Raw genomic sequence first — 24846 nt, 5'->3', positions numbered from 1 at the left:
TGTAGTTCGGCTTAAGTTTCATCCGGGATTTCCTTTCCCGTGTAAGGATTATACAGCGGTGTGTTGCCAACTGCCTCGGCGTCAATAGCGAAACTGCCACGGCCTACGTCGTAGAAGAGTTCCAGCTTTAGTGGCGTTGAAGCGATGACTTTCTCAGCCTCGGCTTGTGACAGGCCTGAATACATCAGGCATTTGACACGACACCGGAACATTTCCGGATTGGTTTCCGGCGTGGTAACTACATCAACGACCTCGCACACTTCATCCGTGATGGCGAAGCGGTCGGGATTGGGTGTGCCGTTCCTTCTAGAGCCGTCCGATGCGGCATGTCCGGTGATTGAATGGTTCCGCACCTTTTCGGCGGGATAGGTCTTATCGCCTTTGGCGAAATACGACTTGCCGGAGGCGACACAGGCATGATAGATTACGTCGTGGACCTTTCGTCCGTTGTCAAGTATAATTGTATAGACCGTTCCCTCCTGCAAGACAGGAACGGCATTCGGTTTATGAGACATAAGATTTGTTTTTAGCTGTTTATGAATTTCGGTCTTGCACGCCGCATGATGTGTAGGTCATCGTAACCGATGGCTCTCAGTTCGGAAAGCGGGTTGCGGTACTCCTTTTCATGGGCTGGCCGTGTCATGGCGATCACGCCCGCATAGTCGGCTGCGCCATGCTGGCCGACATGCATGTAGGAGGTTATTTCACCCCGCCGTCCGCTCCACGGTATGTCCGGGAACAGGGCGATGACCTGTCCGTCGGGATAGCGTCTAAAGACCACCTTCGTCATTTTTCCCGCAGATTTCCGTGTCGATTTCATAGTCCCCGTAATTTTTGAATTCATAGTCCACTTCGCTGATAATTTCGTCAACCTCTTCGTCCGTTATCTCATCGGCCTTCGGGTTGTCGATATCGAGCCGTACGGTCAGGTAGATGGTTCTTGTTGCCATAATATCATACATTTTTTAGTGTCACAAAGCCGGCCTATGACAGGCCGACGGTATATTTCTCTATCAGCCGCTTCCGGTACGCCTTGTCCTTTCCGGCGGCAAGGCTTGCCAGTTTGCGGATATTCCGGTTGGCTTTTTCCGCGACCTGCTCCACGGTCGGTCCGGGAGTCATGAAATCACGGCATCCGGCACTGCAATACAGCTGCTTTTCCTTGACCGTCCTGCCACAGGCCGGACACCGGCGCTTGCCGTCACGCTCCAGCACTTCCAGAATATTGGCATGAATGCCTTTCCACCATTCAATACGGTCTATGTCATAATCGTAGACGGTTATCGTGTTCCCGAAACTGCGGGCTTCGACCTCAACGGCAATGCCCTCATCTTCAAGGCAAACCTTCAATACCGGGTCTTCGTGAGGCTCACAGTGCCTGTCATACCAGATGATATAGGTGGGATCGTCCAGTTCGTCAGGCTCTCCCAGACAGAGTTCCGTAAGACCGTTGTTCACGAGAATGTTGCGGATGGCGTCTTGTAAATCTTTGATACAGTCCATTGATATTTCGTTTTATGGTTGTTCCTCATTCGTCAGTTCATCTCCGAAGCGTGGCCGACGAACTGGAAGATATCGGCGTATTGTTCGCTGTAGATATAGAATCCGTCCCGTTTTTCCCCGGTCTCCGCATCTATTCCGTCAGCAAGGAGATATTCCCCGTCATCCGTCAGGTAGACATCGGTAAGCTTGATACGGGGCGTGTCGTGCTTCCCGTACAAGGTTGTCGTGACGGGGAAGTTGTTGTCATCGAGTTCCTCCTCTTCTGTAAGGCCGAGTGATACGCGGCCATATTGTGCCAGGAACTCCAGCATGAATTTCAGCATGGCTTGCTCGGCCTCGTGCAGCCGTCCGTCGATAAAGGCGTACTGGGTGGCGAACAGATGCAGCTTGTCGGCGCTCATTTTGTCCGGGGCTTTGCCCGGCTCCGCATTGTCTTTCTGTATTTTATCCATATCTGTCATATTGTTGGTTTCATGTTTCCAGCGGGGTGAAGGAGACGGTCAGTATCACTTTCTCGTCACCCAGGTTGAACACTTTCAGGCAGTCGTTACTGATAGTCCTTTTCAGGATGTCTCCCCGGTATCGGGAATTGCGTACCTTGAAGGTAAAATCATCAATGAACGAGCTGATGCAATGAAGCACGTGGTCGAATTCTTCCTTACCATACCGTTCCATTTCAGGGAAAATGCCTTTCAGATGCGCCCGCAGGCTCAATATGTAGTTCGGGGTCTTGCCCGTGATTTTTCCCGAGTATGTGATTTTGTATTTCCTGTCCATGATATGCCGTTCCATTTAATCGTTACTGTCATACCAGCCCTCGATCTCATCGAAATAGCCGTTCGAGTCCCATTCTTCCAGCAAGGTGGTCGGGTACGTCCATTCAAGGCTGTAAAACAGATCCTGGCACACCTCTTCATTACCCTTGCACAGGGCGAGCAGTGAGTTATGCGTGAAACAGCCGTCACTGCTCTCCGGCACACGCCAGTCCTCACGGTCTTCTGCCGCGTATTCGGGTATATAGCACACTTCATCGGGGCGGTTGAGAAAGGCATCCTCGTTCTTGTAGATGTTTCCTTCCCCTCCGTATTCCAGTTCATAGAACACACCTTCCGGCGTTTCTATCCTGTTGCCAATCTCTATCATAGCGTTGCCGTTTCGTGGGTATATATAATCACCATCCGGGAGGAGAGCACCTTGTCGCGTACCGTGGGGTTGGCGATTGCCCAATCGGAATGGAAATGCATGTCCGGAATGGATGCGGTGTCCACAATATCGCCCCCGTTTTCCAGATGGAGATAATCCGGCTGATACAGGTCGCAAAGGAATTTGCCGTCCGTATCGCTGATGGCGTATATCTTGCCGTCGAGTGCGGCCGTCATCTCCTCCTCGCTGCGGTAGACCAACAGGTATTTACAGCCGGTCTTCATCTCTTCCGCAATCCGCTTATGCAGTTCTTCAGGAGATAATTCACGCAGTCTTGACACGACCGCCCCGATACTTTCCACGGCATCGTAGCTGTCCAAGGCATCATGGCAGGTCGTTTCAAACTCCTCTTTCGGACGACCCGCAAAATTGATGGTACGGACTTCCTGCCCGTGCCCGCCGAGCAGGTAAAAGGGCGTACCGTTCCATTGTTCCTTTCTGACAGAGAGCGGCCGGGAGCATTCCCGTGTCTGCCGGTTCACAACGGCATACAGTTCCAGACTTTCCCCGCATTCCATACGCAGGATATGCCGGGCGAACTCCGTAAATGTCATGATTTTGATTCCTTCCCCGTTCGCCGTGAAGAAATCCTGTCTTGTCTGTTTCATAAATCCGTTTTTTTAAGAGTAGGTAATCGTTTTGTATAAGGGGTGGAATACTCACCTCGTTTTGAAAAAAAAGACCGCCGCAGCCGTAGCCGCGACGGCCCGTCATCATTATGGCATGTGATGAACAGGTTCTATTTTCGTTATTCGGCCTCGTAGTACGGTACGCCGTGCCTTACCACTGCTTTTTCCATTTCTTCCCACCAGATTTCACTATGGCGGTCATTGTCAAAATCTATGGGCTTTCTTTTACCGAGCCGCAGCCGGTCCCGTGTCTCCATTTCCGTTTCGTACACAATCTGTTCCATTTCTTCGTCCGTAACATGGTAGGTATCGAACGGCTCCGGCAGAGATTCCAACTCCCTGCGTGACAGCTCGGATTGCCCGCAGGTGAAAACCTTGTCATAGAAAGCGTCATCTTTCGGCGGCAGTTCGGGTTCCTGTTCCGGCAGCACATCCAGATAATCCGACTCGTACAGGTAGTTTTCGCCGCGCCCCTTCGTCTGCCGGTTGTTCTTGAACTCTTCCAGATCACTTTCCGTCAGGCGGAATTCCTTCTTCTTACGCCGCAGGTACTCCATCATGTTTTCGAGGGAGGAGAACGGGGCTATGAGCTCCATGGAAGAACGGTTGTGCCAGGCATCGCTCCGGTACAGCAGGTAGACCTGCGGGCGGTTCCGGGCCGCCTCCTTACGGTATTCGCCGAACTCATACAGGGCGTTGTCGAAACTTCCGAATGCCAGCCGGACTTTGTCTTCGACGGATATGGACTCCCGGCATTCCTCAAAACGGCGTTGCACGTATCCGATGAAACCCACGTCTTCCAGAGTCTCCATGACCGTGATGTCATCAGTCGAGAGCGCGATGTCAGCTCCTGCGAAATTGTCGGCTGACAGCACGTGTTTCTCTTCATTGTATTCGTCTTCCGCCCTGCAGACGGCCAGACCGGGCGTTTCCGCCTCGATCTCCACGACCTTACGGAGCGTCTCTTCGATAGCTATCCGGTATTTTTTCATTGTATGATGTTTATTTGTTTCAGTTCACGTTTGTAGTTTCTCAATGACGGCTTGTGCCCTTTCTCCCTTACGATCTGGCGCATCTGTGCAAAGGTGTATGCCTTCTCCATGTCCAGGCCGTAGTCCGTGGCGAATGCCGTCATTCCGATATAGCAGAAGCCGAACTTCCGGTGCAGCATGTCGGCCGTATAAGGAGTCATGTCTTCCGCCAGGGTTACGGGGACAGCCATTCCCCGGATCTTGAACTTCAAGCCCTCGATAAGGGTCCCGCAGTTGTCGCTGTGGTAGGTCAGGTCCCTGCGGCGGGCGCAGTAACCGATGGTCTCGCCCATGAAGGTGTTGCGGAAGATTTCCGTACGGTTCAGGTCCTTCAACTTCTCGACACCGTAATAGCAGACCGCCTGTACGGCTTTCAACGCTTTGTCCACACGGGGTTTGACAAAGCGGGGGTCGTTTTCCGCCACGATCTTTTCCAGCCACGTGCGGTGGAAGGTTCCGACAGGCACGTCGAACACCTTCTCCGGTGTGCAGTATTTTGAATCCGACCGCGTCATCATCAGATGTGCCGAGGACGGCTCGTATTGTTCTTTCAGGTAAAAGGCCAGACAGGTATTGCCGACTTTGCAGTAAGTATAGTCGTCACGGCTGTTTTTCAGCGACAGCATCGTGGTTTCCCCGCCGTAGAACTTCTCGGGCAGTCCGGTCTGTCGGCAGAACTCCGTGAGGAAATGTCCGGGGATGGCACGTGCATAACTGCGCTCCCGGTAGCACTCCTTCGCCATTTGTGGGGTGATGAACCGTTTGGCAAAGTCACAGATATGGTGATGGCCGTAATCATACGCCGCCTGCGTGTTCGCGTAGGTCTGGAACTTTTTGGGCATCTGGCGGAACCAGCGGAAACACGTCCCGTGCTCCATGCAGTAGTCGACAAATTCCCGCGTCCATACATTTTCAGGAAATTCGGGACAGTTGCCGTTTCTTCGGATGAATGCCTTGCACACTTCCACCGTGAGCAGGGATTGTTCAGTTTCCTCGTCGATATAGCAGTTCGTCTCCCGTTTGCTGTTATCGATGGCAATGACCAGTCTTTCCGGTGTCTTGAACCGCTTCGGCAACTCCCCGAACATGTAAGGGTGTTTCTCCATCAGCCGGTCCGCCAGCATGTCGTCCAGATATACCGACAACGGCTTGAAAAACTGGGGGTCTGTGATGAAGTTTTTTCCTTCGGTCGAACAGACAGCCGCATGGAGAATCTCATAGGAATAGAACCGGGCGGGAACAAGCGAGAGGTCATGTTCCGCCATCTTGCGGTAGTATGCCGCAGTCTTGAAACGGGACGGCACGACGGCATCGGTAACCGTGCTCAATATTTTCATCCCGTCGAGCATCCCGTAATAGAACTCTTGAGTCTTTACCTCAACGGGGACATATCCGAGGATAAGCCCCGTTTTCATGACGGCGTCTGTCCTGCTGTCCGTGTAATACGGGTCGTAAATATAGCTGCGCAAGGCCAGGTATGCCAGTTGTGCGTCCCAAAGGCGTTCAGGTATGAAGGCGAGAATGTCGAAATCCCCGCGTCCGTTTCGGATGACCGCTTCTGCCATTTCTCGGGTAACCATTGCTTCGGGAACGGCCGTGATATTCTTCGTTTTTTTGCGCATGGCGTAGTCACAGACTGCTCCCGAACGGTACGCCTCCGGAATATTGCGCAGCTCGAAGCTGTGCCAGCTCTCCGTGCTGCCCGCGATGATTCGTTCTATACGTCCGGGTGTGAGGAAACGTCCCGGAATATGGCTCAGCACCTCTATTTCCTTGCTTTCGACGGCTGCTTCCACGATCTCTTCCGTGAACAGGTGTTCCGGCAGCCATTCTATGGCCGATACGATGTTATTGTGCCGCATACAGTTTCTTTTTAAGGTTGGACGAACGGACGATTCTCACAAGGCGGCACCCCCGGTAGACATAGAGTATCCTGGATTCCCGTTCGGCGAGTTCCTCAAGTCCCTGCCAGTGCTGCGGTGTATTTATCTTTTCGAGTCGGACATGGTTGTTCACATATACCGTGATCGGTTTCATGCTGTCATGGGAGGGCGTATCTTCGACGAAGAGCGGCAGTTCACAGTATTCTCCCTTGTCCATGACATGCCATCTGCCGTTATCGAACAGGAGGCACGTGTCCTCCATGCGGCCGAAAATGTCTGCGTTGTCCGCGATGCGTGATGCGGATTGCCGCGGTGTTTCCCGTCCGTCACGGATCTTTGAAAAACAGTGGACGGTATCGCCGGTTCCTGTCCATTTTCCATAGGGTGACGGTCCCAGTTTTTGTATGTCGCCCAGCGACAGCAGGGCATCTACCCGTCTGTCATTGGGATAGAACACCCGGAGTTTCCTCACAAGGTCTTTTGAAAGCGTCTCATGGAGCGCCTTGATGTGCCGGACACTGCCGTCCGGCAACAGTTTTCCGATTTGTATGCTCATAATAGTGCTATCTCTTGTTGTTGAAGTATAGCCGGGTCGTCCTTCTTTCGATTGACAGTCCGGCTTGAAAATTATGATTTACAGAAGTCTTCGGACTGGTATCCGGCCATGTCCGGTACGGAACCGCGTGTCATTCCGTCCTGTCGTCTTCCCGTCTTTTCATTTTCAGTTCCCTGCCGGTTGCCGTGCGGCAGAGCGGCAGTTTCCCGGAAGCGGTTTGCTTGCATCCCTCGACGAGCCGTCCTTCGGACACCATTTTCCCGTACATTTCCCTGATATAACGGTATGCCGGGGAGGTGTTCGAATAAACGGACTTCCCACGGAGTGTCTTGACACGCAGCTTTTCGACGAGTATTTCCAGCACCTGCTCCCGGCTCTTGTACAGGTTCCGGCGCTTGGTGCGGAAGGCGTCGAGAAAGACACCCCCGATAGTCATGTCATGAGTCTTGTGGTAATACGCGAGTTCTTCCTCCTCCGTCAGGTCGAGAATCTCGCCGTAAGTGTCAGTACGTAGGTACCGGAAGGTCGTTCCTTGTGCCAGAATCTTCTCGATAAGCTCCATGTGCTCTTTAAGAACAGGGCCCGATAACGATTGGGGATGACAGTACAGGCATGTCTTTCCGAGATACACCTCGGGACAACCGTCTTTGTATTTGTTTTCCTTGATGCTGAACCCTGTTTCCGTGAAAAGGCGCTTTACCTCGTCGAAGAAGCGTCCGGCTTTCTCTTCCGGCATGCGACCGCCGTCATAGCCGGACTCGACGCGGAAGTATGTGTCGATATATATCGGTGTGTCCATTTACAGTTCTGATTTTGATATGTTATATAAAGCATAGCCCGGAACCTCCCGCTCGGGTTCCGGGCATCGTTGAAAATATTCTCATAGACGTATGGAATCGAACACTTTGTCGATGTCCTCCTGCGCCAGCCCGATGTAGCGCCGGGTGGTTTCCAGGTTGGAATGGCGGAATATCTGGTTGAGCAGGATCAGGCCCTCGGCCGAGCGTCCCATCAGCTCGTAGACATAGCGCCCGAAAGTCTTGCGGAAGGTATGTGTGGAGAATGCCCTGATCGGCAGCCTGTACCTTACCTTGAATACCTTGAGCAGCCTGTTGATGTATTCCAGCGAGTAAGGTTTCCCGGTACGCGGGCTGAGAAAGATGTACTGTTCGGGGGCGGGTTGTCCGAGCATCTCGTACAGGAAACGGTTCTTCTCCTGCACGTCCCTGTTGAACTTGATCAGGCGGTTTTTCTTTGTTTTCTGCTCGATGCGGGTCATGGTGCTTTTTCCTAAGATGTCTTTCCAGCGCAGGGTCCTCACGTCGGAGGCCCTGCATGCCGTGCAGAACGACAGCCAGCAGTAGGTCTCCCACAGGTACTCGCCGTCCTTCTCAAGCCCGCGGACCAGCCTGTTATATTCCGCTATGGGCAGGTAGTCGGCTGTCGTCAGTTGTCCCTTGATTCTTGTCACGTGGCAGCCTTTTAAGATTCCGGCAACCCTTCCGAGAGCATCAGCTCGGCCAGCGCCCCGTTCTGGGGAATCATGGCCGGAATGTCCGTACGTCCGGGCTTGTAGATTTCGGTTGCCACGTTATAGATATCCCACGCCGTGAGCGTCTTCTTCTCTTCGGTGAGTTTGAGCAGGTCCTCGGTGAAGATGGAAATCTGGGACTGGTTCAGGGGATAGGTCTCCACCTTGGACGAAAGACGCTTGTCGGAACTGTCATGCGATACGCGCAATGCTGTCAGCAATCCGATGTAGGCGTACATCTCCACCGGGGTAATTACTTTCGCTTTCAGGCGGCGGATGCGTTCCCTGTCCTCGTTCATCTGTACCTCGAAGTTCGAGAGCCACTCGTCTACACGACCGAAAAGCTCTTCGGTGGTGACTTTGTCTTTCCCGTAGTTCGACACACTGCGTTCGGGGGAGAGGATGCACTGGTTGTGGCACACCCTGACGCACGGGCCGATGGCCGCCTGGATGCCGTCCTGATGGAAGGCGATGACAAGCGTCGTGGTCAGCTCGTCCGTTTCCCATTCCTTAATGCGGATGGTCGTATAAACGCGGCGCAGGATATGCGCCTCGACGGCCATCGCCCCGTACTTTTGTTCCACCTGGGGCAGGACGACCACGCCGGGCTGTGCCTTGTTCTTGTTCTGGGCGGCGAAGATTTCCTCCACCTCGTAATTCAGGTTGTGTTTCTGGCAGATGTCCGCCATGCGCTCTATCACCTCGTAATGGTAGATTCCCTTGAGCGGGTTGCCATAGATGTCATTTTCCTTGTGTGTGCGCCGGAGCGTGTCGAGCGTCATCACCTCGACGTTGTTGTTCTGGAAATCGAACTGCACGGGGGCGGCCGTTGTTGCTAATGCTGTTGCCATAATGATTGATATTAAAAAAGTTATACAATAAGAAAGGCGGTGAACCGTTGTCCATCGCCTTTCCGGAATTCATTTTGCGGTTTCAGGCAGGTAACGCCTGCATATCAGGTCCGTGATACTCGGGTAATACACGTTGCCATAAGTTCCGTATGGTCCGAAACGGGCAAGGAAGCGGAAGTAAAAATCTACCGGACGCCGGTAGCTCGTCTGTATTTTGGTTTTCAGCAGGCGGTAGGCGTACTCGTCAGAATTTTCCACCTTGACCTTGCGTCCGTTGAAATAATAGTTTCCCTCCTTATCTGAAGAAAACGATACCTCTTCCTTTGCCGGACGCTCGCCGGCAACGACCCTGAAGAAGTCCTCCAGGGAGCGGCAATCCTGGTATTCTACCGGAATCGTGTCGCCCTCTCGCAGTTTCACGTCCAGTTTGTCAAGCAGTGTCTTGATGGCGGGCGTGTAGATATTTTCGGATTGGAAGCATCTTGTATCCCGCCAGTATTTCTCGAAAAGAGAGCCGGTTTCAAGGAGTAGGAACAGGGTTTCACGCGCTGTCTGCGGTTTATCGGCCAGATATGGAATATACTCGGTCACCAGTATGGAAAGTGAAAGATACTCCTCCGGTTGCAGTTCGCTCTTCTGGTGCAGGTTACAGTGCCTCTCGAGCAGGGAGTCGATGTCGGCTTCCCGCAAGCTTTCGTCCGTCCATACCAGGCAACCTTCTTTCTTGCAGGCGGGACATTTATCCGCTCCATACGGCAGGAGCATCACCTTGCCGCAATCGGAACAGGTGACCAGGTCGCCTCGTTCCGTATAAACATCTACCGTTTCCATTCTCAATCCTCCGCGTAAGGCCATTCAAGGCAGCAGTCATTGCATACGGCCACGCCCTCGTCACTCAGAATGTCAATATCTGTGCCCCCACATTCGGGGCATACCGGTACCTTTTTCTTGTCCATTCGTCGCTCTGCCGCTTCTTCCGTCAGAAGCAGCGGCACCCAGTATGCCGATGTGCCGAAATCCCGTATCCCGTTTTCATCCTGTATGGGTTCACAACCTTTCGTTCCCATGTATTTCTGGGAGTCCGGCCAACACACGGCACGGTAACACTTGTCCCGTTCGGGAGATTTGCCGGTATGGCGTATATAGTCTTCCTCGGGCACGTAAAGCGCCCCGTTCTCCCCGCTTCCCCATGCCGGATAACCGGTTCCTTCTTCCTCGAAAGGAGCACTTTCCTCGGGAAATTCCACGAGTGCATATAACTTGTCATCCCATGCCAGGGAACACTCGCCGCAGTGGAACCGACTTTCGTGAATATCATAACGGATATTTTCCGAATTGCATTTCGGACAGATAATGTCTTTTGTTTTTACTTTCGGGAAACTCAGGATTTCTCCGGCAATGATTTCCATGCTGGGCCAGAACAACTGTTCGCAGTAATCGTCGGCCATCTTTTCCGCCAGATTCTGCATGTCGTCATCGCTGATCTTTTCCACATCGAAACCTTGTCCTTCCAGGTCATCGCGGTGGACGGACGTGATAGGGAAATACCCGGCGTTCAGCTCCCGGATAAATTGTCTTTCCTCTTCTGTCGGTTCGGGTAAGTTGTTGAAATATTCCCTGAGCCGTTGATAAAGTTCTCTTACCATAATTATATTCCTGTTTTTAATCTAATATCCACCAGTCGAGGACCAGTAGTTCCGGTCCATGATTTTTTCAAGTTCGAGGTCGGAACGTTCTTTCCAGAGGTCGAAGTCATCAAGCAGCTCCGTTCCGTCCTCCAGAGAAAGCACAGTATCCTCATTGTCAAACAGATAGTCTTGTATGTCATATCCGGACGGATAACGGTTTTCCCGGATGATTTCTTCTGCAATTTCCTTGTCCATTCGGTTGCCATTTTTTCAGTTCGCCGGTATTGTAACCGGATTCATTTGTTTTGTCTTTTCCTTGTAAAACCTGTCGATGGCAAGGAAGTAGTCCTCCGCATCCCAATCAGTGCCCGCATGCTCAGTCTCGAATTCTTCCGCCCACTGGACGATCTCGGCATTGACGGCACGGGAGTCCCTGTCCTCCCACAGGTTGTCCGCCCCGGCATTGTAGGCAAGGTCCACGACAGCCTCCTGCAACTTGTTGTAGCCGTTACACTCTCTACCGTTGGAACGCAGCCATAAGTCCACGTCGACGGCATCCTCTTCCGTCGTCCCATTGTGCAGGCACAGGCACTGCCCGTTGCCGTTATGGCATACGAGGACCGGCCGTTTGGTGTCGGGGCATATCCGTACCAGCAGCTCATTGGCGGCAAGTGTTTCCGTATCATGCCCATTGAGCATTGCAGGAAGCGCCTGGCTGACCAGACTCAGGATTTCCTGTTCCTCCTTTGTCCCGGACGGCTTGGAAGCCAACAGGTTCTGTATGCGTTTAAGAAGATTGTAAATCATAATCAGCAGTCATTATGTTCTTTCCAGATTTTACGTTTCTCGTCATAGCCCTTGTTTTCCCACCATTCATTGCAGGTTTCGGCAAACCCCTGATGGTTGTCTCCGGCCGGACACTTGTCCTGACGGCAACCCGTGATCTGTTCCATTTGATTTGCGTCCAACGAGTTCCACCATTCCTCCATGCGTTCTTTGAACTCTTTTAAAGTACAGAATGGCTGATGGTCCTCGCATTCGTCGCACCAGTTATCATAGCGGTCTATACCCGTGGTACCGATGAATGTACGGGCATTCGGATCCACCCATGCCTGGGTCTGTATATTGTCTGAACCGCACCCCTCGCATACGACAATCTCGTCGTCATTGACATCAGCGGAGATGAACCCGTGTTCTTCCAGCCAGTGGGCAATCTCAAGCAATCCCTCGGTCTGTACCTGTCCGATGGGCTCATCGAAATCCTCGCCGGCTTCGCCGTTGAGCGTGCAGAGCAGTTTGCCGTTCCCGTCGATGAAAAGTTCATAAACGGTCGCACTTTCATAACCGCCGTATCCGTAAAAAGCGGAATTGTGGACCACCACTATCGGGGAGGTTTCATACTCCGCTGATTCCGCCTCCCGGTAATGTACGCCGCAGTTGCGGTAGAACGTGCCGATGATGTTGTTCTCCTTCTTCACGGCGTCGCGGATTTTCTCCATAAGTGATCTTCTGATGGAGATGATACTGAGGTGCGCATAATCCTTACGGAGACGTCTGTACACTTCCTGCTCGAAGTTGCCTCGAACAGAGTCGAAAGGGGATACGCCGGCGTTCTCCCGGATATATTTGTCCTCGTTAAAGTTGTAGCGCCGGCAGACAATATTCTTGACGCGGCGGAATTCCTCTCCGGCAAATTTGAGGATACTGTTCTCGCCTAGCGAAGTCGGAAAATAGCAGCGGGGCATGTGCACTGTCATTTCACGGTAAAGTGTGTCATCGTCTTCCGGAAAGGTTCTGTCTGTTTCCGGCTTTGTAGGTTTTTCCTGTTCCATGTTGCTTGTTTTTTATCTGTAGTTGAACAATTTCCGGTTTGCCGCCCGTTGCATGGCGGTCACCATATTCTTATGTCATAATCTTTAAAATAGTATTCCAACTCTTTTAATCCTTCCAAAGAGTGCAGCTCGTTCTTTCCGGTCACTTCGATGTCGACGGATACTGCATTTTCATCTTTGATGTTTACTTTGGCATTGTCAAATACGCATCTTACATATTCTGCAATGCATGAGGCAGGCAGGTCGTTTTTTACAATATTAAGTACCATATTATTTATTGTTCATTAAATGTTTGCTACGTCCATAAACCGGGCACCGCTTGCGGTATCTGCATTCGCCCCGGGCCGCGTCGGTATGCGCCCGGTGCCATTCATCCCAGCTCTTCACTCCATTGTCTGTAAGGAATATGATCAGTTGCATGCAGCAGAAACCGCGTTCCTCACGTTTCCGGTCATGAAGGTTGGCCAGCCCGTTATCTTTAGGTTTCATACAGGTTTGATGTTACGGCAGGTTTGCTCGAAACGCCTTCATGGCATATCATTAAAACCATGAGACATGCACATAGGCATCGCTTTGGTCACTGCCGTTGATTAGACAATCGAGTACTTCGATAAACTTTTCCCGGTCCATCCCGACCTTTGCCAGGCAGGAATAAAATTCTTCGGCATTCTGCCGGAAGGTTTCATCCTGTTCTGAGATATGTTTTCTTAGCTGCTGCAGACCCGAACGGGCTATTTCGAAGTCATCGGTATAGGCGTCTTCTGCGGAGTTATCAACTTCGAACATTGTCAGGATATCATAAAAGATATCCTGACCGTCCCCGCCATACATACCCGGATATTTGTATTCGATTTGCCAAACTCTGGCTACATGTAGTTTTCTGGCCATTATCTTTTCATTTTTCGGATTTGTTGTCTTATGCAGTGCAGCATCAATTCGATACCACGGATGCTTTCCTCATTCTCTTTCAGTTTGTAATAGTAGGCGTTCGCTTCGTCGTAGTCTTCCCGTGCCTTGCGCAATCTGCATTCCTTGGCGTCACGGACCTGTTCATGGGACAGGTCGTAACCGATGAACTCGTCCATGAAACAGGAAACCGTACGCCCGTAATAGTGGTCCGTGCGGGTTTCCACCGCAGTACGGATGATGTCGTCGCACCGCCTTCCGAGTGTCCGGAGTACGTCGCTGATATGCCGGTCATGGTACTCGTAACCGAAGAAACGGGTATACCACTCGTGTTCCTGCCGGTTTGTCTTCCCCGCGTAATACTCGTACCATTGGGCGTCGCACTTGGTGTGCCTCTGGGTAACCTTGAATATGGCATACTCTTCACCGATCCATGTAAAACGTGAGAGTATCTCACTCGCTTCTTCCTCATAGTAGCTATCCCGCCAATTCAATTCTTCGGTCTGGCTGAGCGGGAGGAATGACTGTTTGGTGATCCACTGCCCGAAACCTTTGTGCGTGACATGCGGAAGCACTTTCACGACCTTGCTCCATGCCTCGTTGCAGGCTTCATCCAGTGAAGGGAAACTTTCAGGAAAGCGTTCCCTGTCCGTTCCGTCTCGCAACACCTCGTTCCAATCTTTGTCGCAGACAATGAGGGTGAGGTCCTCCCTCACATGGCAGTCGCGTTCGCAATAGCCGTAGGGAGCATCGCAGAGCGTGTACCACTCCTTCGGTCCATAACCGTCGTCACGTCCCAGATAGCGTCTGGGCTTCCCCTTCTCTGTCTGCACCTCCCATACTTCCGTGCAGTTTCCACGGTCGATATGGTGCAGGCGTACCCTGATTTCCTTGTTATCTCGTTTTTCTTCCATGTCGTTCATTTTTAGTATGGCCTGTCTTTTTCTTTTCGAGAATCCGGTAGATTTCTTCAAGGTCATGCTCATTGTCTATCGGTTGCCCGTATTCCGTATCCACGATGACCACCCTGGCATTGGCCAGGTGACATCCTGCTATCGTCTTGTCATAGTCGCTCCATTCAGGATTGATTTCTGTTACCGTGTCAAATTCAAGTCCGTATGATGTCTTCATTGTATTTCCAGTTATTATGCGTATTTTTCTATTTTATGCTGCCGCTTTGTTCTGCCCGTCGATAATATGCCTGCATTCGGCTTCCAGTTCTTTCATACATTCCGTACCATAGAATCCCCAACAACTGTCCAGTTCATTGTCATCGTCACTTTCCGGCATGATGCGATACCCGAAAACTTCCCCGGTATAGTAGTTGTCAAGGGTACTGATTTCGTCTTGCAGGTATCCCTCGATCCGCTTCCTGCGTTTCGCGGTGATGTTCTTCCACCCGTATTCCCGGCGCACCTTGTCCAACGGTACCGCGATGATTCCGAAAAATCCGGAATCCCACGGGCAGCTGAACGGCGAGGTGGATATTGTAATGCCGCCATGGTCGTAGAGGTAGACCGGCAGGGCGATATATTCCTTCAGGAACGATTCCCGGAAATTTCCGATATGCCCTTCAAAAACCTTGTCGATATCGAAGTGGTCATCAAACTCCTTCTCCGGGCGGTAGCGACGATGTGCCGTATAAAGCGTACCGAGATTGTCATACGCTTCACGCGGGCTTCGGGCGTCATCATCATAATAGATGTTGATGCGATACCCGTTATATTTGATTTGATTATATAGATTCATTTGCCTGGGTATTATGTTTTGTTACAAAGTCTTACAAATTGTTCCGTAATCTCGTCCCGCTCGAACTCGTCGCAGTTCAGGTCGAAGAATATACCCGAAGCCGCGAGCATGTCACGGGCTTCTCCGTAGGTAAGGTCGTTCCTGTGCCTGTATCTGTCCACCATATCCCGATGTTCGGCTTCCGCCCGGTCGTGCAGCCTCATTTTATACTGCCTGTACCATGCGGGGAACTGTTCCTTGGAAACCATATGTTCCAGCTGCAAGTCCCGGTATCTTCCCGGTGCCAGCAGGATGTGGCTGTCAATGTAGGACTTCGCCTCGGCTATGATTCCCTCCCTGGTGAAGGGACGGTGGGAGCGTGCCGTGAAATGCACCCATCCACCATGCAACGGGTGTTCGATTTCAATCTGCACACCCTGCCTCCTGACATGTACCACGATATAGGCGGTCTGGCCGGGGAACATATCGTCCTTGAGGCTCACTTCCCGGCAGGCCGGCGGGTCAACATGGATGTAGTGGTCCTGCCTTGCGCCCTCGAGGAACCTTTCAAGCTGCCGCATCGACTGGCAGTAGATGAATGTCCCCACGCGGCACTGGCCTCGGCGGATGTCGCCGTAATAGTACTTTCTTGCCCTTGCTCCGGTAATGCGGGACTCGTCCGATGCCTCGAAATAGCTCCGGTAGGTATCGTCCGTACGGCAGAAATCATATATTTCCTGAAAAGTCCTTGTTTTCATTTGTTACTCCTTTTTATGTATTGTCTTCTTCCGGCGGGGGAAATTCCCCCGTCCTGTAAAATATCTCTCCGAGACGGTCAGCCTGTTCCGCCAGACCTCTCTTCCGGACAGCCGACACGGCATCGCATGCGGCCTTTTCGTACATGCCCAGCAGTACCGCCTCGGGCAGGCGTTTCGTCCGCCACACCTCCTGTGCGGTGGCGAGCATCTCCACCTCGCAGCCCAGATGGGCGGCTGTGAGGATAATGACGGCATTGCCGATAAAGTTCGGTATGCGTTCTTCCTGTTGTTCTCCTTTCATTGTTCCGTGCCTTTAATCCGTTTCGAACTCGTCTTCATAGACCTCGATCTCCTTCCCGCTCTCGCAGATGCGTACCAGCCAGGTGTATTGGAGCCGTTCCAACAGCTCTATACGGCGATAGCCCTTGTAGGGCACTTTCAGCGTTGCAATGTCTCCCGGTTTCATGTCAGGCGGGTATTTCAAACTGGACATGGAAATGGAATTCGCTTATCAGGCTGCAGATCTGCGGTACTGATTTAGGATCCTCCCCGTAAGGGTAGAAGATGGTCCGGCAACGTGTCAGGCATCGGATACCCTGTTTTCGTAACCGGTACAGCAGGTAGGCCCTGCGTCGTAGTTGTTTCTTGCTCATCGTATAAAGGATTATGTCGTTTTGATTAGAATAGCGGTGTGGTCGTCAAACAGGGGCATCTCTTTACGTTTTCGATGTAATGCCTCCATTGAAAGATGCTCATCTTGTGTTAACAGGGATGAGCATCATTTCAATGGAGGGAGTACTAATTTATTCTGACCCGCCACACCGTGCCGCCTACCGGGCGGATGGAGATGACGGCCTATTTCTTACGCCATGCCGCCATCTTCTTTTTGATGTTGATATTGTTGTCCGCCAGCATTTTTTTCAGGACTGCCAGCAACCGCCAGCCTTCTCCGTTTTTATACTCTTCCGCCTTGGCTGACAGGAACGCCAGTGACTGGTACTTGTCCAGACGCCGACCCCGGTCATTGACAGCCGTGCAACCGTGGAAACGAATCAGGTTCTGCATGGTAAAGAACGCCCCGGCTCCCTTATAGGCATCCATCCATGCCTTGCTTTGAGGAGTGCCCCATGGCAGCCGGATACGACGGTCATTGAACTGTCTGACCGCGTTGTAAAGCTGTGTGGCGTCCAACGCGTGCCTGATGTGGGTTATCGCGATGGAAAGCGGGTAGTACAGTTTGGATTGCAGGTCCTCCACGAAAATATTACGGCCGTGTATACGCTTGTAGGGAACTCCCTTGCATTTTCTTGTTTCCAGGTTGCCCACGTGTTTTTTCAGCGCGTTGACATAGTCGCTCGCGATGGCCAAAACCACATCACGGTTGAACCAGCGGTTTCTCTCGGCAAAACCCGTGATGTCCTTGTGTTCCATCTTCATCTGGGCGTGCAGCTCGTTCAAGAGCATTTTCCACTGGTAATCATAGCCTTTCCGGTGAATCATCTCGGTCACCCCTGCCGGCTCTTTTTCACGGTAATGCGTGTATGACATCATATGGAACATTTGTGCCATGACCCACCGGCGGAAGAGTCGGTTGTTGGGAACGGTACCCTGTGCCATGATGCTGCCGAATATCGGGTCGTTGTCATCCAGGATGGTAAGTTTCCCGTCTTTGTTGGAGGCGATATACTCGCCGCCCTCGGCTCCCTGCATGGCGAACAGGCAGCTCACGTCCACACCGGCACCGCGGAGTGCCTCGATACGCTCCCGCGCCCCTTTGGGAAGTCCGGCGGGAGAATTATGGCCGGCCACCACCGGATAGACGGTGCCCAAATCCGAATTCTTGCCGATAACGGTGCCCGTGGCGGCAAATTCCTTGTCCGCGATGGCGAATTCCGTGCCGCATCCGGGGCACAGGACTTTTGTTTCTTGTTTCTTTCTGCTCATTGTGAATTTGTTAATAGTTGATTACTTCCGGGTTCCACCCATTTTCTGAGTATCACCAGGTCCTTGTCTTTTTCGCTTTGCCAGAACCATTTGCCCATCGTTTCGGGATTCCATGTGAACCCGCCTATAATCCGGCAGAGGATATAGAATTCCAGCTCGAATTGCGCGGTATCCCGGTGTTGCCCGTACAGCATGTCCCCGTCCTCGAGGTCACTTTCGGGCAATGCCATGAAATACCGGCGGGACTTGCTCTGGCTGCGCTCCGATGGTATCGAATGTTTATAGCGGCGGTACAGCTCCTCCACATCCGTGAAAAAATCCCCGCAGCCGTACTCCGGCAACCACGGAGCGCCATCATACCTGCCGTTCCGTATCATGTGTCTCCCGTTTACTTTTAAACTTCTGGACTGGAAATCAATCCGGAAATTTGCGCCGTTCTCTATGGCGGTGACGGTTTCTCGGTAAATATCTTCCATTTTCTCACCTGTTTACAATAAATGGCACTCAAACCCCTGGCGCGTATCTTTATAGTCCTGATAAATACAGTAGGACTTCGGTCCTGAACCAGGTAGTTGCCTGGCTCAGGACCAAGCTTGAATACTGTATCTTGAATTTGGGTCCCTCGTGCATATGCGGTCGCGCTACCTTCTGTTCAGGGGACTCATCCGGACGGCACATCCCTTTAAAAACCTGATACGGGCCGCGAGTACAGCTGGAACCTGTGTCATCTGTCGTGTTAGCAGGAGATGACACAGGCTCCAGCTGTGTGAATTGCGGCTCTGTTGAAATCCCGGCCTTGCCCCCTTTGCCCTGTGCTGTTCTTTTTGCGGTTCCCGGAATGCCGGCACGTTCCTTTACAGGTCCGATGTCTGCTGTGGCGGAAGCCGGAATGGCGCCGTCGTATAACGTTAGGGATACGACGGCGCGAGACGGGCTTATCGGGGACAGCAGGCTGAATCCATTCCCCCGAACCGCACGTTCCCGTGCTGGAAAAGACTGAAAGTTCTCATAATACCGGCACATGGCTTTATGCTTCCGATGTATCCCGCGTATGGGTCTTCTGCGGAGTCCGAAGGCGACGGTCAGCCGCCTTCAGACTCGGAAAGAAGACGTTGGTACGCGGGATGCCCAAACCTATTCCTTGAACTTTCCCGGTGTGCTCCGGTAACGGGTGCGGGACAGACGGCACATGACTTTAATTTCCCGATACATTACAGGCGCAGCCAGAATCGAGATGGGATTAACCGGGTGTTAGACCGGTTAATCTCGATATGGATTCTGGTTATAAGCCTGTAACGTTGAATAGCCTGCCCGTCCACCCGTTCTGCCGTGTGCCCGGCGTAACTTATAGCGATGCCACCAGCGTGTTGTACACCGCCCGGCTGGTCAGAAGGGCGTTACGCATGCAGCCGACAGTCAGGTAACCCGGTATGTCCCGGTCTGTTTTATCGCGGTTGGCCTTCACGTTGCGTCCCCGTCCCCGGACGATGCAGCCATCCGGTTTGGTTCGGACATATCCCAGACCGCCGATCTTGCACCTGCCCGTCTGAATGGCTCTAAAGCAGTCCATCACGAACTTGTTCAGCTCGTTGAGGTCACTCTTCACATTACAGACCGGCAATACCTGTATCGCCCAGCTGAACTCGCCCTTGTACAGGTAACGGTTCACGGCGTCCACGGCTTTTACCAGTGTCGTGTCCCGGCAGCGGATTGTCCGCCGCTCGATCTCGTGCTGGAAGGTCTTGATGCGTGATGACGAGAGCGAGACCATGCCGCCCTTGATACTGAATCCTAAGAACTTGAACCAGACATCGGCTGCCAGGTATTCCACTTTCTTGGGATTTAGCTTCATGGATTTATCTTCCAGGCGTTTTTGGAGTGTGTCCATCGCTTTTTCATAATCCTTGCCGATAAAAAGCATATCGTCGGAATACCGGACGTAGTAGCCGTTCATTTGTGACAGTTCCCTGTCTAGGTCGTAGAGCAGTACATCCGCCAGCCAGCTAGCCACAGCACAACCCTGTTTCAAGGATTGATACTTGCTTTGCAACCGGTTATCTTCATCGAAATAGAGGTCCGAGTGGTAATATTTCCTAAGTACGTCTATCAGGGCAGACTGGCCGTGTTTGGCCTCCACCTTGTCGAACGCCTCGTCGATGAACCGTATCGGAACACTGTCGAAGTATTTGGAAAGGTCGGACTTCCAGCCCAGACAGCCGCTATTGCCGGTTTCTGTCATCCGGTGGCTGACTTCCGTAACTACCTTGCCGCACCCTATACCGGTCTGGTAGGACTTGCACGAAGAGTGCAGCATCTCCGGCATCAACTCGAAGAGCAGGTCGTTGGCGATACCCAGTACTACGCGGTCCATCGGCTCGTTTACGTACACTGTGCGGAACTCACCGTTGTCCTTGGGTATCTGCGCCGTGTGGGGAGGGGAAATCTCGTACTTTCCCCGGCGCATGGCATAGGCCATCGCCATACGGGTATGCTCGTCGGTCAGCCGAATAAGTTGGTCTTTCCTAATGTCTTTCAGCACGCCTTTTTCAATGGCCTTCGTCCACCGGCCTATGTCGAAGAACATTTGCAATATCTTATCTTCATTCATAGCACTCAAAACTTTTTTGGGAAAGGATAAAATTCAGTATGTCCATGCCGGATTCTACGTCACATTCCTGCTCGTACTCCTCGCCCGTGTAGTAACTGTAACCCATGATGAAGATTTTCCCGTCTTTCCGGAGCGATGCGTTCGTGATGACCAGTTCCACGGGGTCACGGTCCACAACATGGAGATAGGTCGAGGATTGTTCACCGTTGTCATCAAGGCTGCCGCCACACTCGGAAAGCAGCTCCACGGACAGGGCGTAACATTTTTCATTCAGGGCTTTCTCCGCCACGTGATGGTTGTTCATCTCTTCCGTAAGTGTTCGGATGCGGTCACCGCGTCTCTGCTCGGGAACCGGTTCGAAAGCGGTTTCGAACATCCAGACAGGCATCCATTTATGGAAAACGGCGGGTCCCAAGCGGCATATGTAAACTTCATCGTTCTCTTTCTCCGTCTCCGGGATATCCATTCCCAAGGCTCGTGCTGCCGCTACGCTCATGCGCTCGAAACCGCCGAGGCAGGAAGGTGCCGACTTCAAACGGTAGGGACGGATGTTTCCTACAGGGACACCCATTGACATAAGTAGCATCCCCTTAAAAGTGTCGGTAACGGGAGTGGTTTGCTGTTTGTTCATTCTTTTATTCATTTTCTGGTCTTTGTACATACATTATGATTTCTCACGCATCCTCCGCAAGGGCCACAAGCCGCTCTTCCGGCAGCAGGAACTCCTCGTCCGTGAAGTAATAGCAGATTTTCCGGTCCACGGCCTCCGCCTCGTCCGATATGGGTGCGCCGTCTTTGCCGACCAGCACGTCTTGCAGACCCGTTACAGAGACCAAGGTTTTGTATTCCCCGCCCGTTCCACGGAACAGCGTCAGTTCCCTGACAAAATATTCCCTGTCATTCCATGTGATAATCTCAAACATTTCCTCCACTTCCGGGAACAGCCGGCACAGGACCGGAAACAGTTTGCAGGCATCGCTCCGGAGCATCAGGAAGACACATTCCATCAGGCATAGTCCGGCATCTTTGAGCATGGGCAGCAATACGTCCGTGCCTGCTCCGTTTGCCTCTGCCACTATCAGGGCTTTCCAGTATCCTTCCTGGAATGAGTCCGTCCAAGGGATGAGTTCGGCTGCCCTGACGGAATAGGAAACCGCGATTTCTTCCGGATTGTCCTCGTCCGTGGAAATCAGTCCTATTTTCGTGTCATCTTCGACAGGCTCCTTTACCGGCAGGCAGACTTTCATTTTCCGGAACGTGTCCGTGTCCTCGTCCGCCCAGTTGACAAAGCCGCCGAATCTTATAAAATCATATCTGCTCATTTGTCATTATTGTTTATTGTTATTTACCTTACAATTCTTCCGGTTCTCCATCGTTGATACTCCGGTAGAAACGGTCTCCGTCCGCCCACTTCTTGGCGGTGATAGCCAGCTCGAACGCTTCCTCTATGGAAAGGCCGTCGGCGGGAAGGGCATCAAGGAGTTCTCCCATGCATACGTCATTCTCGCGATACTCTTTCTGCACCTTTCCGAGTGTCATTCTGCCCTTGTCCGTCTTTTTACGCCACAAAAGCATCTGTTGTATCCAATTTTTCATGCGATTCTTTTATTAAAGGAAATCCTTGGCATAACTGCGGGCTTCATTGAAAGTGTTGAAGCCGATTCCACTCATGCAAGAGATTGCCCAGTATCTTAATTTCCTGCTTTCGGCACGGGCAAGATAGATTTGCCCGATACAAATCCCGTCTTTGAGAATGTCATGCCGCTTGTCTTTTGTAATCCGTACCATGTTCCGACATTCACTTGTCCATTTTCCAAAATCCGTAATCGGACCCGTCACCGAGATGAGCACCGAAATAGTACCCCTCCGGTGAGTAACTATCGAGCGTGTCGAACAGCGATTCCAGCAATCCCGCCGCGTCATCGCTGTTCCACCAGTCTGCTTCTTTGTCCTCCATGGCATGGGCGGGGATGGCATTCATCACCTGCACGTATTCCGGTGTGTCACGGATAACGTCCAAGAACGCCGGAATCAGGTCCTGCGTGCGCATCGTGCCGTGGGAGATACTCTCTCCCGGCACGGCATGGAGGCGGTTTTGTGTCCTCTCGTCTATGAACATGGCATTTAGATAAAGGGCAGACGGGTATCTTCCAGCATGGAGGCCAGCATTTGACACATCTCGTATGAAGCACGGTTGCGGTCGTCAATGCAGCGTGAATCACGCCCTGCCATAGCGGTAATGGAAGCCTTTACCGTTCTGAAGAATGTCTGTTCCAGTGTCTTGTGGAAATAAGGAAGAGCCTGGGCGAAACGTTCGGACTTGAATCCCAAATCGTTCATGGCGTATTCCAGCTGTTTGGCCGCCTTGTACTCGCGGCTGTTCTCCAGGCTTTCCGGAATATCACCGAACTGTGCGGTCCGGAGCTGGCGTTCCAGTTCGATGACGGCCACCGAAAGCAACAGCTTGATGGCTTCCGGGTTGCCGATACCGTGTTTCTGCCCGTCAGCGGTATGGAACTCGATCAGGTTTACACTGTTATTCTCTTGTAATTCTTTGTAGCATGCGAGGGTCTTGCTGAGCGCTTTTGCTTTCTCTTTATCCATAATTTTATCTGATTTGATTGTTATTGCACACAAGTACGTCCCCAACGATGAAGTCTTTCGACGCCGGGTGATGAGCACGGAATATCCTGCTCGCTTCAAGATTGAGGGACAGAGGGATAAGTTTGCCTTCCTCGTTGACGACCATTGTCGTGCTCCCGTCCAGTTCCACCAGTTCGATGTAGCCGCCGACAATCGCCTGCATCTCCTCCAGCGTGAAGTCTGAGCCATTGGCTGGCTGCACGGGTTGGCGTGTTCCGTCCGTTTTGATGATTTCTGTCATAGTTGCTTTGAAATTTTAAGATTCATGACTCGCCAGTATATCCAAAATCTGTTGCAAAGGGAATTTTTCAGTATAGAATCGCTCGTCGGTATGTTTGCCGTACGCCCGGTATCTGGCTTCCCCGTTTGCAAATACCGCCAAGATATGGCTGACCAGCACATTGTCCGGCGGAACCAACCTTTCCAGTTCCGTTTCGGTCAGTTCCACGAAGCACCAGTTATTGTCTTCCGGCAAGTCCTCGCTGCCCAGTATCCCGTCCTCGTCCGGCTGGTAAAAACCAACCGATATGTCATAAAAGTTCAAAGACTGGAAACTGATGTCATCCTTGAATGGCTTGACGGCTTCCAGCCTGCCGGACTGTGTCTGTCTCCACTCTTTTGACAGGTACACGATTGCAAAGTCGCAGCAATCCCATGCACTGTCAGTTCCTGCCTTGAGCAGGAGGTATGGGGTAGGTTCATTTGAGATTTTCATCGTATTTCCCTCCTTTTATGCCACGCGTGATACCGTTTCACGGTGCGTAGCTGGTTAATGATATGGCCAAAAAGCTCGCGTGAATAGATGCGGTAATGGAACACAGCCGAATACTCGCATACATTGCCGTGAAAGTCCACGTGGGAGCGGTCATCCGCAAAGTCGAACAAGTCGCCCTGGATTTCCAGCGTGTATTTGTTCTTCCGTAGCCAGTCAAAAAACTCGAAGATGTCCTTCTTTTGGGAGTAGAAAGTGCAGTATTCGTAGCGGTTTCCGCGCAGGTTCCTCAGCAATGCCGCCATCTCGTTCCGTTCCCGGCGGTCGCCAAATTCGGATCCCGTCCGAGTGGCGAGGTTCTTCAGGAAATATATTTTACCTCCATACTCGAAATAGTACGGTATGTAGGTGACCGTCTTTTTGTACCAATTGACATATTTGACAAAGGAAGCCTTCTTGACGATGGCGGGATGCAGGTTTACTTTCTCCATGTGTTCCCGAATCTGGCGGTAGATTTCCGCATTGGAAAGACGTATGGGACGTTCCGCCCGGAAATACCTGCCGTCCGACTCGAAACAGAGCGCGTACAGGTTTCGGTAATACGGTTCCCCGACAAAGAACCAGTCGCTCTGCATGCGGGCCGGAGGCAGGCATTCCAGCAGTTCGTAATAACGTTCCTCCGTAATTTCATGGAAGGGCTTGCAAAGTGCCCGGGTATAACGCTTCACAAGCAGTGTCATGCGTACCGGTGATACAGCGACCAGGTACGGGTTCTTCTCCCTTTCGCGCAGTGCTTCCAGCGTCTCGCCGCCGTAGTCGCTGTGCATGTCATCCGACATCGACGTGAGGCATGTCCCGTCGAAATAACGTGAATCGATGATGTATCTCATGGGCACTGGA

General features: G+C 52.1%; 39 protein-coding genes. All 39 read right to left on the bottom strand.

All coding sequences use genetic code 11. The features are described from left to right. Nucleotides 1–11: 11 nt before the first annotated feature. Complete coding sequence (locus ACGHP5_RS06055) at nucleotides 12–515, bottom strand: hypothetical protein (protein ID WP_004293671.1); 504 nt, start codon at nucleotides 513–515, stop codon at nucleotides 12–14. A gap of 11 nt (nucleotides 516–526) precedes the next feature. Beyond that, nucleotides 527–820, bottom strand: a complete 294-nt coding sequence (locus ACGHP5_RS06050; RefSeq protein WP_004303931.1) for a hypothetical protein — start codon at nucleotides 818–820, stop codon at nucleotides 527–529. After that, nucleotides 771–950 carry a hypothetical protein gene (locus tag ACGHP5_RS06045; RefSeq protein ID WP_004293669.1) on the bottom strand — a complete coding sequence of 60 codons (180 nt, stop codon included), beginning with the start codon at nucleotides 948–950 and terminating at the stop codon, nucleotides 771–773. Before ACGHP5_RS06045 ends, ACGHP5_RS06050 begins: the two co-directional genes overlap by 50 nt. Nucleotides 951–984: 34 nt before the next feature. Further along, entirely contained in the window at nucleotides 985–1503 is a 519-nt protein-coding gene (locus ACGHP5_RS06040) for a hypothetical protein (protein WP_018665676.1), read from the bottom strand. Between the two features lie 32 nt (nucleotides 1504–1535). Next, nucleotides 1536–1955, bottom strand: coding sequence for a hypothetical protein (locus tag ACGHP5_RS06035; protein ID WP_004303935.1), 420 nt, complete (start codon nucleotides 1953–1955; stop codon nucleotides 1536–1538). 19 nt (nucleotides 1956–1974) lie between these two features. Further along, nucleotides 1975–2295, bottom strand: coding sequence for a hypothetical protein (locus tag ACGHP5_RS06030; protein ID WP_004293666.1), 321 nt, complete (start codon nucleotides 2293–2295; stop codon nucleotides 1975–1977). Then, entirely contained in the window at nucleotides 2296–2646 is a 351-nt protein-coding gene (locus ACGHP5_RS06025; RefSeq protein WP_018665675.1) for a hypothetical protein, read from the bottom strand. Continuing rightward, nucleotides 2643–3314: a hypothetical protein gene (locus ACGHP5_RS06020; RefSeq protein ID WP_018665674.1), complete on the bottom strand. Its 672-nt coding sequence runs from the start codon at nucleotides 3312–3314 to the stop codon at nucleotides 2643–2645. Before ACGHP5_RS06020 ends, ACGHP5_RS06025 begins: the two co-directional genes overlap by 4 nt. 140 nt (nucleotides 3315–3454) lie before the next feature. Continuing rightward, nucleotides 3455–4327, bottom strand: a complete 873-nt coding sequence (locus ACGHP5_RS06015; protein WP_119993140.1) for a DpnD/PcfM family protein — start codon at nucleotides 4325–4327, stop codon at nucleotides 3455–3457. After that, the gene (locus ACGHP5_RS06010; RefSeq protein ID WP_018665672.1) at nucleotides 4324–6228 is read right to left on the bottom strand and encodes a hypothetical protein; all 1905 of its coding nucleotides are present in this window, start codon (nucleotides 6226–6228) and stop codon (nucleotides 4324–4326) included. Before ACGHP5_RS06010 ends, ACGHP5_RS06015 begins: the two co-directional genes overlap by 4 nt. Next, nucleotides 6215–6805: a hypothetical protein gene (locus ACGHP5_RS06005; protein ID WP_018665671.1), complete on the bottom strand. Its 591-nt coding sequence runs from the start codon at nucleotides 6803–6805 to the stop codon at nucleotides 6215–6217. The genes ACGHP5_RS06010 and ACGHP5_RS06005 overlap by 14 nt, the downstream gene beginning before the upstream one ends. Nucleotides 6806–6935: 130 nt before the next feature. Further along, a complete protein-coding gene (locus ACGHP5_RS06000) occupies nucleotides 6936–7604 on the bottom strand; it encodes a hypothetical protein (RefSeq protein ID WP_004293660.1) in 669 nt (222 codons plus the stop codon). 81 nt (nucleotides 7605–7685) lie between these two features. Next, nucleotides 7686–8276, bottom strand: coding sequence for a tyrosine-type recombinase/integrase (locus tag ACGHP5_RS05995; protein WP_004293659.1), 591 nt, complete (start codon nucleotides 8274–8276; stop codon nucleotides 7686–7688). A gap of 11 nt (nucleotides 8277–8287) precedes the next feature. Continuing rightward, on the bottom strand, nucleotides 8288–9187 hold the full coding sequence (locus tag ACGHP5_RS05990) for a DUF932 domain-containing protein (protein ID WP_004293658.1): 900 nt from the start codon (nucleotides 9185–9187) through the stop codon (nucleotides 8288–8290). Between the two features lie 69 nt (nucleotides 9188–9256). Beyond that, the gene (locus ACGHP5_RS05985; RefSeq protein ID WP_004293657.1) at nucleotides 9257–10042 is read right to left on the bottom strand and encodes a hypothetical protein; all 786 of its coding nucleotides are present in this window, start codon (nucleotides 10040–10042) and stop codon (nucleotides 9257–9259) included. Then, complete coding sequence (locus tag ACGHP5_RS05980; protein ID WP_004293656.1) at nucleotides 10021–10833, bottom strand: hypothetical protein; 813 nt, start codon at nucleotides 10831–10833, stop codon at nucleotides 10021–10023. The genes ACGHP5_RS05985 and ACGHP5_RS05980 overlap by 22 nt, the downstream gene beginning before the upstream one ends. A gap of 21 nt (nucleotides 10834–10854) precedes the next feature. After that, a complete protein-coding gene (locus tag ACGHP5_RS05975) occupies nucleotides 10855–11070 on the bottom strand; it encodes a hypothetical protein (RefSeq protein WP_004303944.1) in 216 nt (71 codons plus the stop codon). Nucleotides 11071–11085: 15 nt separating this feature from the next. Then, the gene (locus ACGHP5_RS05970; protein WP_004293654.1) at nucleotides 11086–11622 is read right to left on the bottom strand and encodes a hypothetical protein; all 537 of its coding nucleotides are present in this window, start codon (nucleotides 11620–11622) and stop codon (nucleotides 11086–11088) included. Nucleotides 11623–11624: 2 nt separating this feature from the next. Next, a complete protein-coding gene (locus ACGHP5_RS05965) occupies nucleotides 11625–12647 on the bottom strand; it encodes a hypothetical protein (protein ID WP_004293653.1) in 1023 nt (340 codons plus the stop codon). A gap of 59 nt (nucleotides 12648–12706) precedes the next feature. Next, on the bottom strand, nucleotides 12707–12916 hold the full coding sequence (locus ACGHP5_RS05960) for a hypothetical protein (protein WP_004293652.1): 210 nt from the start codon (nucleotides 12914–12916) through the stop codon (nucleotides 12707–12709). Between the two features lies 1 nt (nucleotide 12917). Further along, a complete protein-coding gene (locus tag ACGHP5_RS05955) occupies nucleotides 12918–13136 on the bottom strand; it encodes a hypothetical protein (RefSeq protein WP_004293651.1) in 219 nt (72 codons plus the stop codon). A gap of 51 nt (nucleotides 13137–13187) precedes the next feature. Then, the gene (locus ACGHP5_RS05950) at nucleotides 13188–13535 is read right to left on the bottom strand and encodes a hypothetical protein (RefSeq protein ID WP_008143041.1); all 348 of its coding nucleotides are present in this window, start codon (nucleotides 13533–13535) and stop codon (nucleotides 13188–13190) included. After that, nucleotides 13535–14467 (bottom strand): hypothetical protein, encoded by a 933-nt coding sequence (locus ACGHP5_RS05945; RefSeq protein ID WP_008143040.1) that lies wholly within the window; start codon nucleotides 14465–14467, stop codon nucleotides 13535–13537. Before ACGHP5_RS05945 ends, ACGHP5_RS05950 begins: the two co-directional genes overlap by 1 nt. Next, a complete protein-coding gene (locus ACGHP5_RS05940; RefSeq protein ID WP_004322721.1) occupies nucleotides 14448–14684 on the bottom strand; it encodes a hypothetical protein in 237 nt (78 codons plus the stop codon). The genes ACGHP5_RS05945 and ACGHP5_RS05940 overlap by 20 nt, the downstream gene beginning before the upstream one ends. Nucleotides 14685–14717: 33 nt before the next feature. Beyond that, entirely contained in the window at nucleotides 14718–15302 is a 585-nt protein-coding gene (locus tag ACGHP5_RS05935; protein WP_008143037.1) for a hypothetical protein, read from the bottom strand. 11 nt (nucleotides 15303–15313) lie between these two features. Further along, on the bottom strand, nucleotides 15314–16039 hold the full coding sequence (locus ACGHP5_RS05930) for a hypothetical protein (RefSeq protein ID WP_008860791.1): 726 nt from the start codon (nucleotides 16037–16039) through the stop codon (nucleotides 15314–15316). Nucleotides 16040–16052: 13 nt separating this feature from the next. Then, nucleotides 16053–16340 carry a hypothetical protein gene (locus ACGHP5_RS05925; RefSeq protein ID WP_004322729.1) on the bottom strand — a complete coding sequence of 96 codons (288 nt, stop codon included), beginning with the start codon at nucleotides 16338–16340 and terminating at the stop codon, nucleotides 16053–16055. 12 nt (nucleotides 16341–16352) lie between these two features. Then, nucleotides 16353–16532, bottom strand: a complete 180-nt coding sequence (locus ACGHP5_RS05920) for a hypothetical protein (RefSeq protein ID WP_004322731.1) — start codon at nucleotides 16530–16532, stop codon at nucleotides 16353–16355. Nucleotides 16533–16894: 362 nt separating this feature from the next. Next, nucleotides 16895–17983 carry a hypothetical protein gene (locus ACGHP5_RS05915; protein ID WP_008143029.1) on the bottom strand — a complete coding sequence of 363 codons (1089 nt, stop codon included), beginning with the start codon at nucleotides 17981–17983 and terminating at the stop codon, nucleotides 16895–16897. Next, a complete protein-coding gene (locus ACGHP5_RS05910) occupies nucleotides 17980–18459 on the bottom strand; it encodes a hypothetical protein (protein WP_004293642.1) in 480 nt (159 codons plus the stop codon). Before ACGHP5_RS05910 ends, ACGHP5_RS05915 begins: the two co-directional genes overlap by 4 nt. Before the next feature lie 869 nt (nucleotides 18460–19328). Then, nucleotides 19329–20591 (bottom strand): RNA-directed DNA polymerase, encoded by a 1263-nt coding sequence (locus tag ACGHP5_RS05905; protein ID WP_022048014.1) that lies wholly within the window; start codon nucleotides 20589–20591, stop codon nucleotides 19329–19331. Then, a complete protein-coding gene (locus tag ACGHP5_RS05900; RefSeq protein ID WP_040295805.1) occupies nucleotides 20584–21252 on the bottom strand; it encodes a hypothetical protein in 669 nt (222 codons plus the stop codon). The genes ACGHP5_RS05905 and ACGHP5_RS05900 overlap by 8 nt, the downstream gene beginning before the upstream one ends. Before the next feature lie 13 nt (nucleotides 21253–21265). Next, a complete protein-coding gene (locus ACGHP5_RS05895; protein WP_004293639.1) occupies nucleotides 21266–21913 on the bottom strand; it encodes a hypothetical protein in 648 nt (215 codons plus the stop codon). Between the two features lie 28 nt (nucleotides 21914–21941). After that, complete coding sequence (locus ACGHP5_RS05890; protein ID WP_004293638.1) at nucleotides 21942–22187, bottom strand: hypothetical protein; 246 nt, start codon at nucleotides 22185–22187, stop codon at nucleotides 21942–21944. 202 nt (nucleotides 22188–22389) lie between these two features. Then, a complete protein-coding gene (locus tag ACGHP5_RS05885) occupies nucleotides 22390–22710 on the bottom strand; it encodes a hypothetical protein (RefSeq protein WP_004303957.1) in 321 nt (106 codons plus the stop codon). A 5-nt stretch (nucleotides 22711–22715) separates the two neighbouring features. Next, nucleotides 22716–23195: a hypothetical protein gene (locus ACGHP5_RS05880; RefSeq protein WP_004293635.1), complete on the bottom strand. Its 480-nt coding sequence runs from the start codon at nucleotides 23193–23195 to the stop codon at nucleotides 22716–22718. Between the two features lie 4 nt (nucleotides 23196–23199). Beyond that, nucleotides 23200–23475: a DUF3846 domain-containing protein gene (locus ACGHP5_RS05875; RefSeq protein WP_008143017.1), complete on the bottom strand. Its 276-nt coding sequence runs from the start codon at nucleotides 23473–23475 to the stop codon at nucleotides 23200–23202. Between the two features lie 15 nt (nucleotides 23476–23490). After that, entirely contained in the window at nucleotides 23491–23949 is a 459-nt protein-coding gene (locus ACGHP5_RS05870; RefSeq protein ID WP_008143016.1) for a hypothetical protein, read from the bottom strand. After that, complete coding sequence (locus ACGHP5_RS05865; protein WP_008860787.1) at nucleotides 23946–24836, bottom strand: hypothetical protein; 891 nt, start codon at nucleotides 24834–24836, stop codon at nucleotides 23946–23948. Before ACGHP5_RS05865 ends, ACGHP5_RS05870 begins: the two co-directional genes overlap by 4 nt. Between the last annotated feature and the right edge of the window lie 10 nt (nucleotides 24837–24846).

This window comes from Alistipes sp. i18-0019-D1, from assembly GCF_042852885.1.
Classification (GTDB): Bacteria; Bacteroidota; Bacteroidia; order Bacteroidales; family Rikenellaceae; genus Alistipes.
This window is presented reverse-complemented; position numbering and strand designations above follow the sequence as displayed.

Coding starts and splice junctions, on each gene's coding strand:
- ACGHP5_RS06000 (WP_004293660.1), bottom strand. CDS start 7,604: ATGGACACACCGATATATATCGACACATACTTCCGCGTCGAGTCCGGC.
- ACGHP5_RS05895 (WP_004293639.1), bottom strand. CDS start 21,913: ATGAGCAGATATGATTTTATAAGATTCGGCGGCTTTGTCAACTGGGCG.
- ACGHP5_RS05870 (WP_008143016.1), bottom strand. CDS start 23,949: ATGAAAATCTCAAATGAACCTACCCCATACCTCCTGCTCAAGGCAGGA.
- ACGHP5_RS05965 (WP_004293653.1), bottom strand. CDS start 12,647: ATGGAACAGGAAAAACCTACAAAGCCGGAAACAGACAGAACCTTTCCG.
- ACGHP5_RS05975 (WP_004303944.1), bottom strand. CDS start 11,070: ATGGACAAGGAAATTGCAGAAGAAATCATCCGGGAAAACCGTTATCCG.
- ACGHP5_RS06050 (WP_004303931.1), bottom strand. CDS start 820: ATGAAATCGACACGGAAATCTGCGGGAAAAATGACGAAGGTGGTCTTT.
- ACGHP5_RS05940 (WP_004322721.1), bottom strand. CDS start 14,684: ATGAAGACATCATACGGACTTGAATTTGACACGGTAACAGAAATCAAT.
- ACGHP5_RS05880 (WP_004293635.1), bottom strand. CDS start 23,195: ATGGATAAAGAGAAAGCAAAAGCGCTCAGCAAGACCCTCGCATGCTAC.
- ACGHP5_RS05935 (WP_008143037.1), bottom strand. CDS start 15,302: ATGAATCTATATAATCAAATCAAATATAACGGGTATCGCATCAACATC.
- ACGHP5_RS05950 (WP_008143041.1), bottom strand. CDS start 13,535: ATGGCCAGAAAACTACATGTAGCCAGAGTTTGGCAAATCGAATACAAA.
- ACGHP5_RS05990 (WP_004293658.1), bottom strand. CDS start 9,187: ATGGCAACAGCATTAGCAACAACGGCCGCCCCCGTGCAGTTCGATTTC.
- ACGHP5_RS06040 (WP_018665676.1), bottom strand. CDS start 1,503: ATGGACTGTATCAAAGATTTACAAGACGCCATCCGCAACATTCTCGTG.
- ACGHP5_RS05875 (WP_008143017.1), bottom strand. CDS start 23,475: ATGACAGAAATCATCAAAACGGACGGAACACGCCAACCCGTGCAGCCA.
- ACGHP5_RS05915 (WP_008143029.1), bottom strand. CDS start 17,983: ATGAGCAGAAAGAAACAAGAAACAAAAGTCCTGTGCCCCGGATGCGGC.
- ACGHP5_RS05955 (WP_004293651.1), bottom strand. CDS start 13,136: ATGAAACCTAAAGATAACGGGCTGGCCAACCTTCATGACCGGAAACGT.
- ACGHP5_RS06045 (WP_004293669.1), bottom strand. CDS start 950: ATGGCAACAAGAACCATCTACCTGACCGTACGGCTCGATATCGACAAC.
- ACGHP5_RS06015 (WP_119993140.1), bottom strand. CDS start 4,327: ATGAAAAAATACCGGATAGCTATCGAAGAGACGCTCCGTAAGGTCGTG.
- ACGHP5_RS05960 (WP_004293652.1), bottom strand. CDS start 12,916: ATGGTACTTAATATTGTAAAAAACGACCTGCCTGCCTCATGCATTGCA.
- ACGHP5_RS06020 (WP_018665674.1), bottom strand. CDS start 3,314: ATGAAACAGACAAGACAGGATTTCTTCACGGCGAACGGGGAAGGAATC.
- ACGHP5_RS06030 (WP_004293666.1), bottom strand. CDS start 2,295: ATGGAACGGCATATCATGGACAGGAAATACAAAATCACATACTCGGGA.
- ACGHP5_RS05970 (WP_004293654.1), bottom strand. CDS start 11,622: ATGATTTACAATCTTCTTAAACGCATACAGAACCTGTTGGCTTCCAAG.
- ACGHP5_RS06035 (WP_004303935.1), bottom strand. CDS start 1,955: ATGGATAAAATACAGAAAGACAATGCGGAGCCGGGCAAAGCCCCGGAC.
- ACGHP5_RS05885 (WP_004303957.1), bottom strand. CDS start 22,710: ATGTTCATAGACGAGAGGACACAAAACCGCCTCCATGCCGTGCCGGGA.
- ACGHP5_RS05980 (WP_004293656.1), bottom strand. CDS start 10,833: ATGGTAAGAGAACTTTATCAACGGCTCAGGGAATATTTCAACAACTTA.
- ACGHP5_RS05910 (WP_004293642.1), bottom strand. CDS start 18,459: ATGGAAGATATTTACCGAGAAACCGTCACCGCCATAGAGAACGGCGCA.
- ACGHP5_RS06055 (WP_004293671.1), bottom strand. CDS start 515: ATGTCTCATAAACCGAATGCCGTTCCTGTCTTGCAGGAGGGAACGGTC.
- ACGHP5_RS06005 (WP_018665671.1), bottom strand. CDS start 6,805: ATGAGCATACAAATCGGAAAACTGTTGCCGGACGGCAGTGTCCGGCAC.
- ACGHP5_RS05930 (WP_008860791.1), bottom strand. CDS start 16,039: ATGAAAACAAGGACTTTTCAGGAAATATATGATTTCTGCCGTACGGAC.
- ACGHP5_RS05890 (WP_004293638.1), bottom strand. CDS start 22,187: ATGAAAAATTGGATACAACAGATGCTTTTGTGGCGTAAAAAGACGGAC.
- ACGHP5_RS05925 (WP_004322729.1), bottom strand. CDS start 16,340: ATGAAAGGAGAACAACAGGAAGAACGCATACCGAACTTTATCGGCAAT.
- ACGHP5_RS05905 (WP_022048014.1), bottom strand. CDS start 20,591: ATGAATGAAGATAAGATATTGCAAATGTTCTTCGACATAGGCCGGTGG.
- ACGHP5_RS05900 (WP_040295805.1), bottom strand. CDS start 21,252: ATGTACAAAGACCAGAAAATGAATAAAAGAATGAACAAACAGCAAACC.
- ACGHP5_RS05865 (WP_008860787.1), bottom strand. CDS start 24,836: ATGAGATACATCATCGATTCACGTTATTTCGACGGGACATGCCTCACG.
- ACGHP5_RS05985 (WP_004293657.1), bottom strand. CDS start 10,042: ATGGCCTTACGCGGAGGATTGAGAATGGAAACGGTAGATGTTTATACG.
- ACGHP5_RS06010 (WP_018665672.1), bottom strand. CDS start 6,228: ATGCGGCACAATAACATCGTATCGGCCATAGAATGGCTGCCGGAACAC.
- ACGHP5_RS05920 (WP_004322731.1), bottom strand. CDS start 16,532: ATGTCCAGTTTGAAATACCCGCCTGACATGAAACCGGGAGACATTGCA.
- ACGHP5_RS06025 (WP_018665675.1), bottom strand. CDS start 2,646: ATGATAGAGATTGGCAACAGGATAGAAACGCCGGAAGGTGTGTTCTAT.
- ACGHP5_RS05945 (WP_008143040.1), bottom strand. CDS start 14,467: ATGGAAGAAAAACGAGATAACAAGGAAATCAGGGTACGCCTGCACCAT.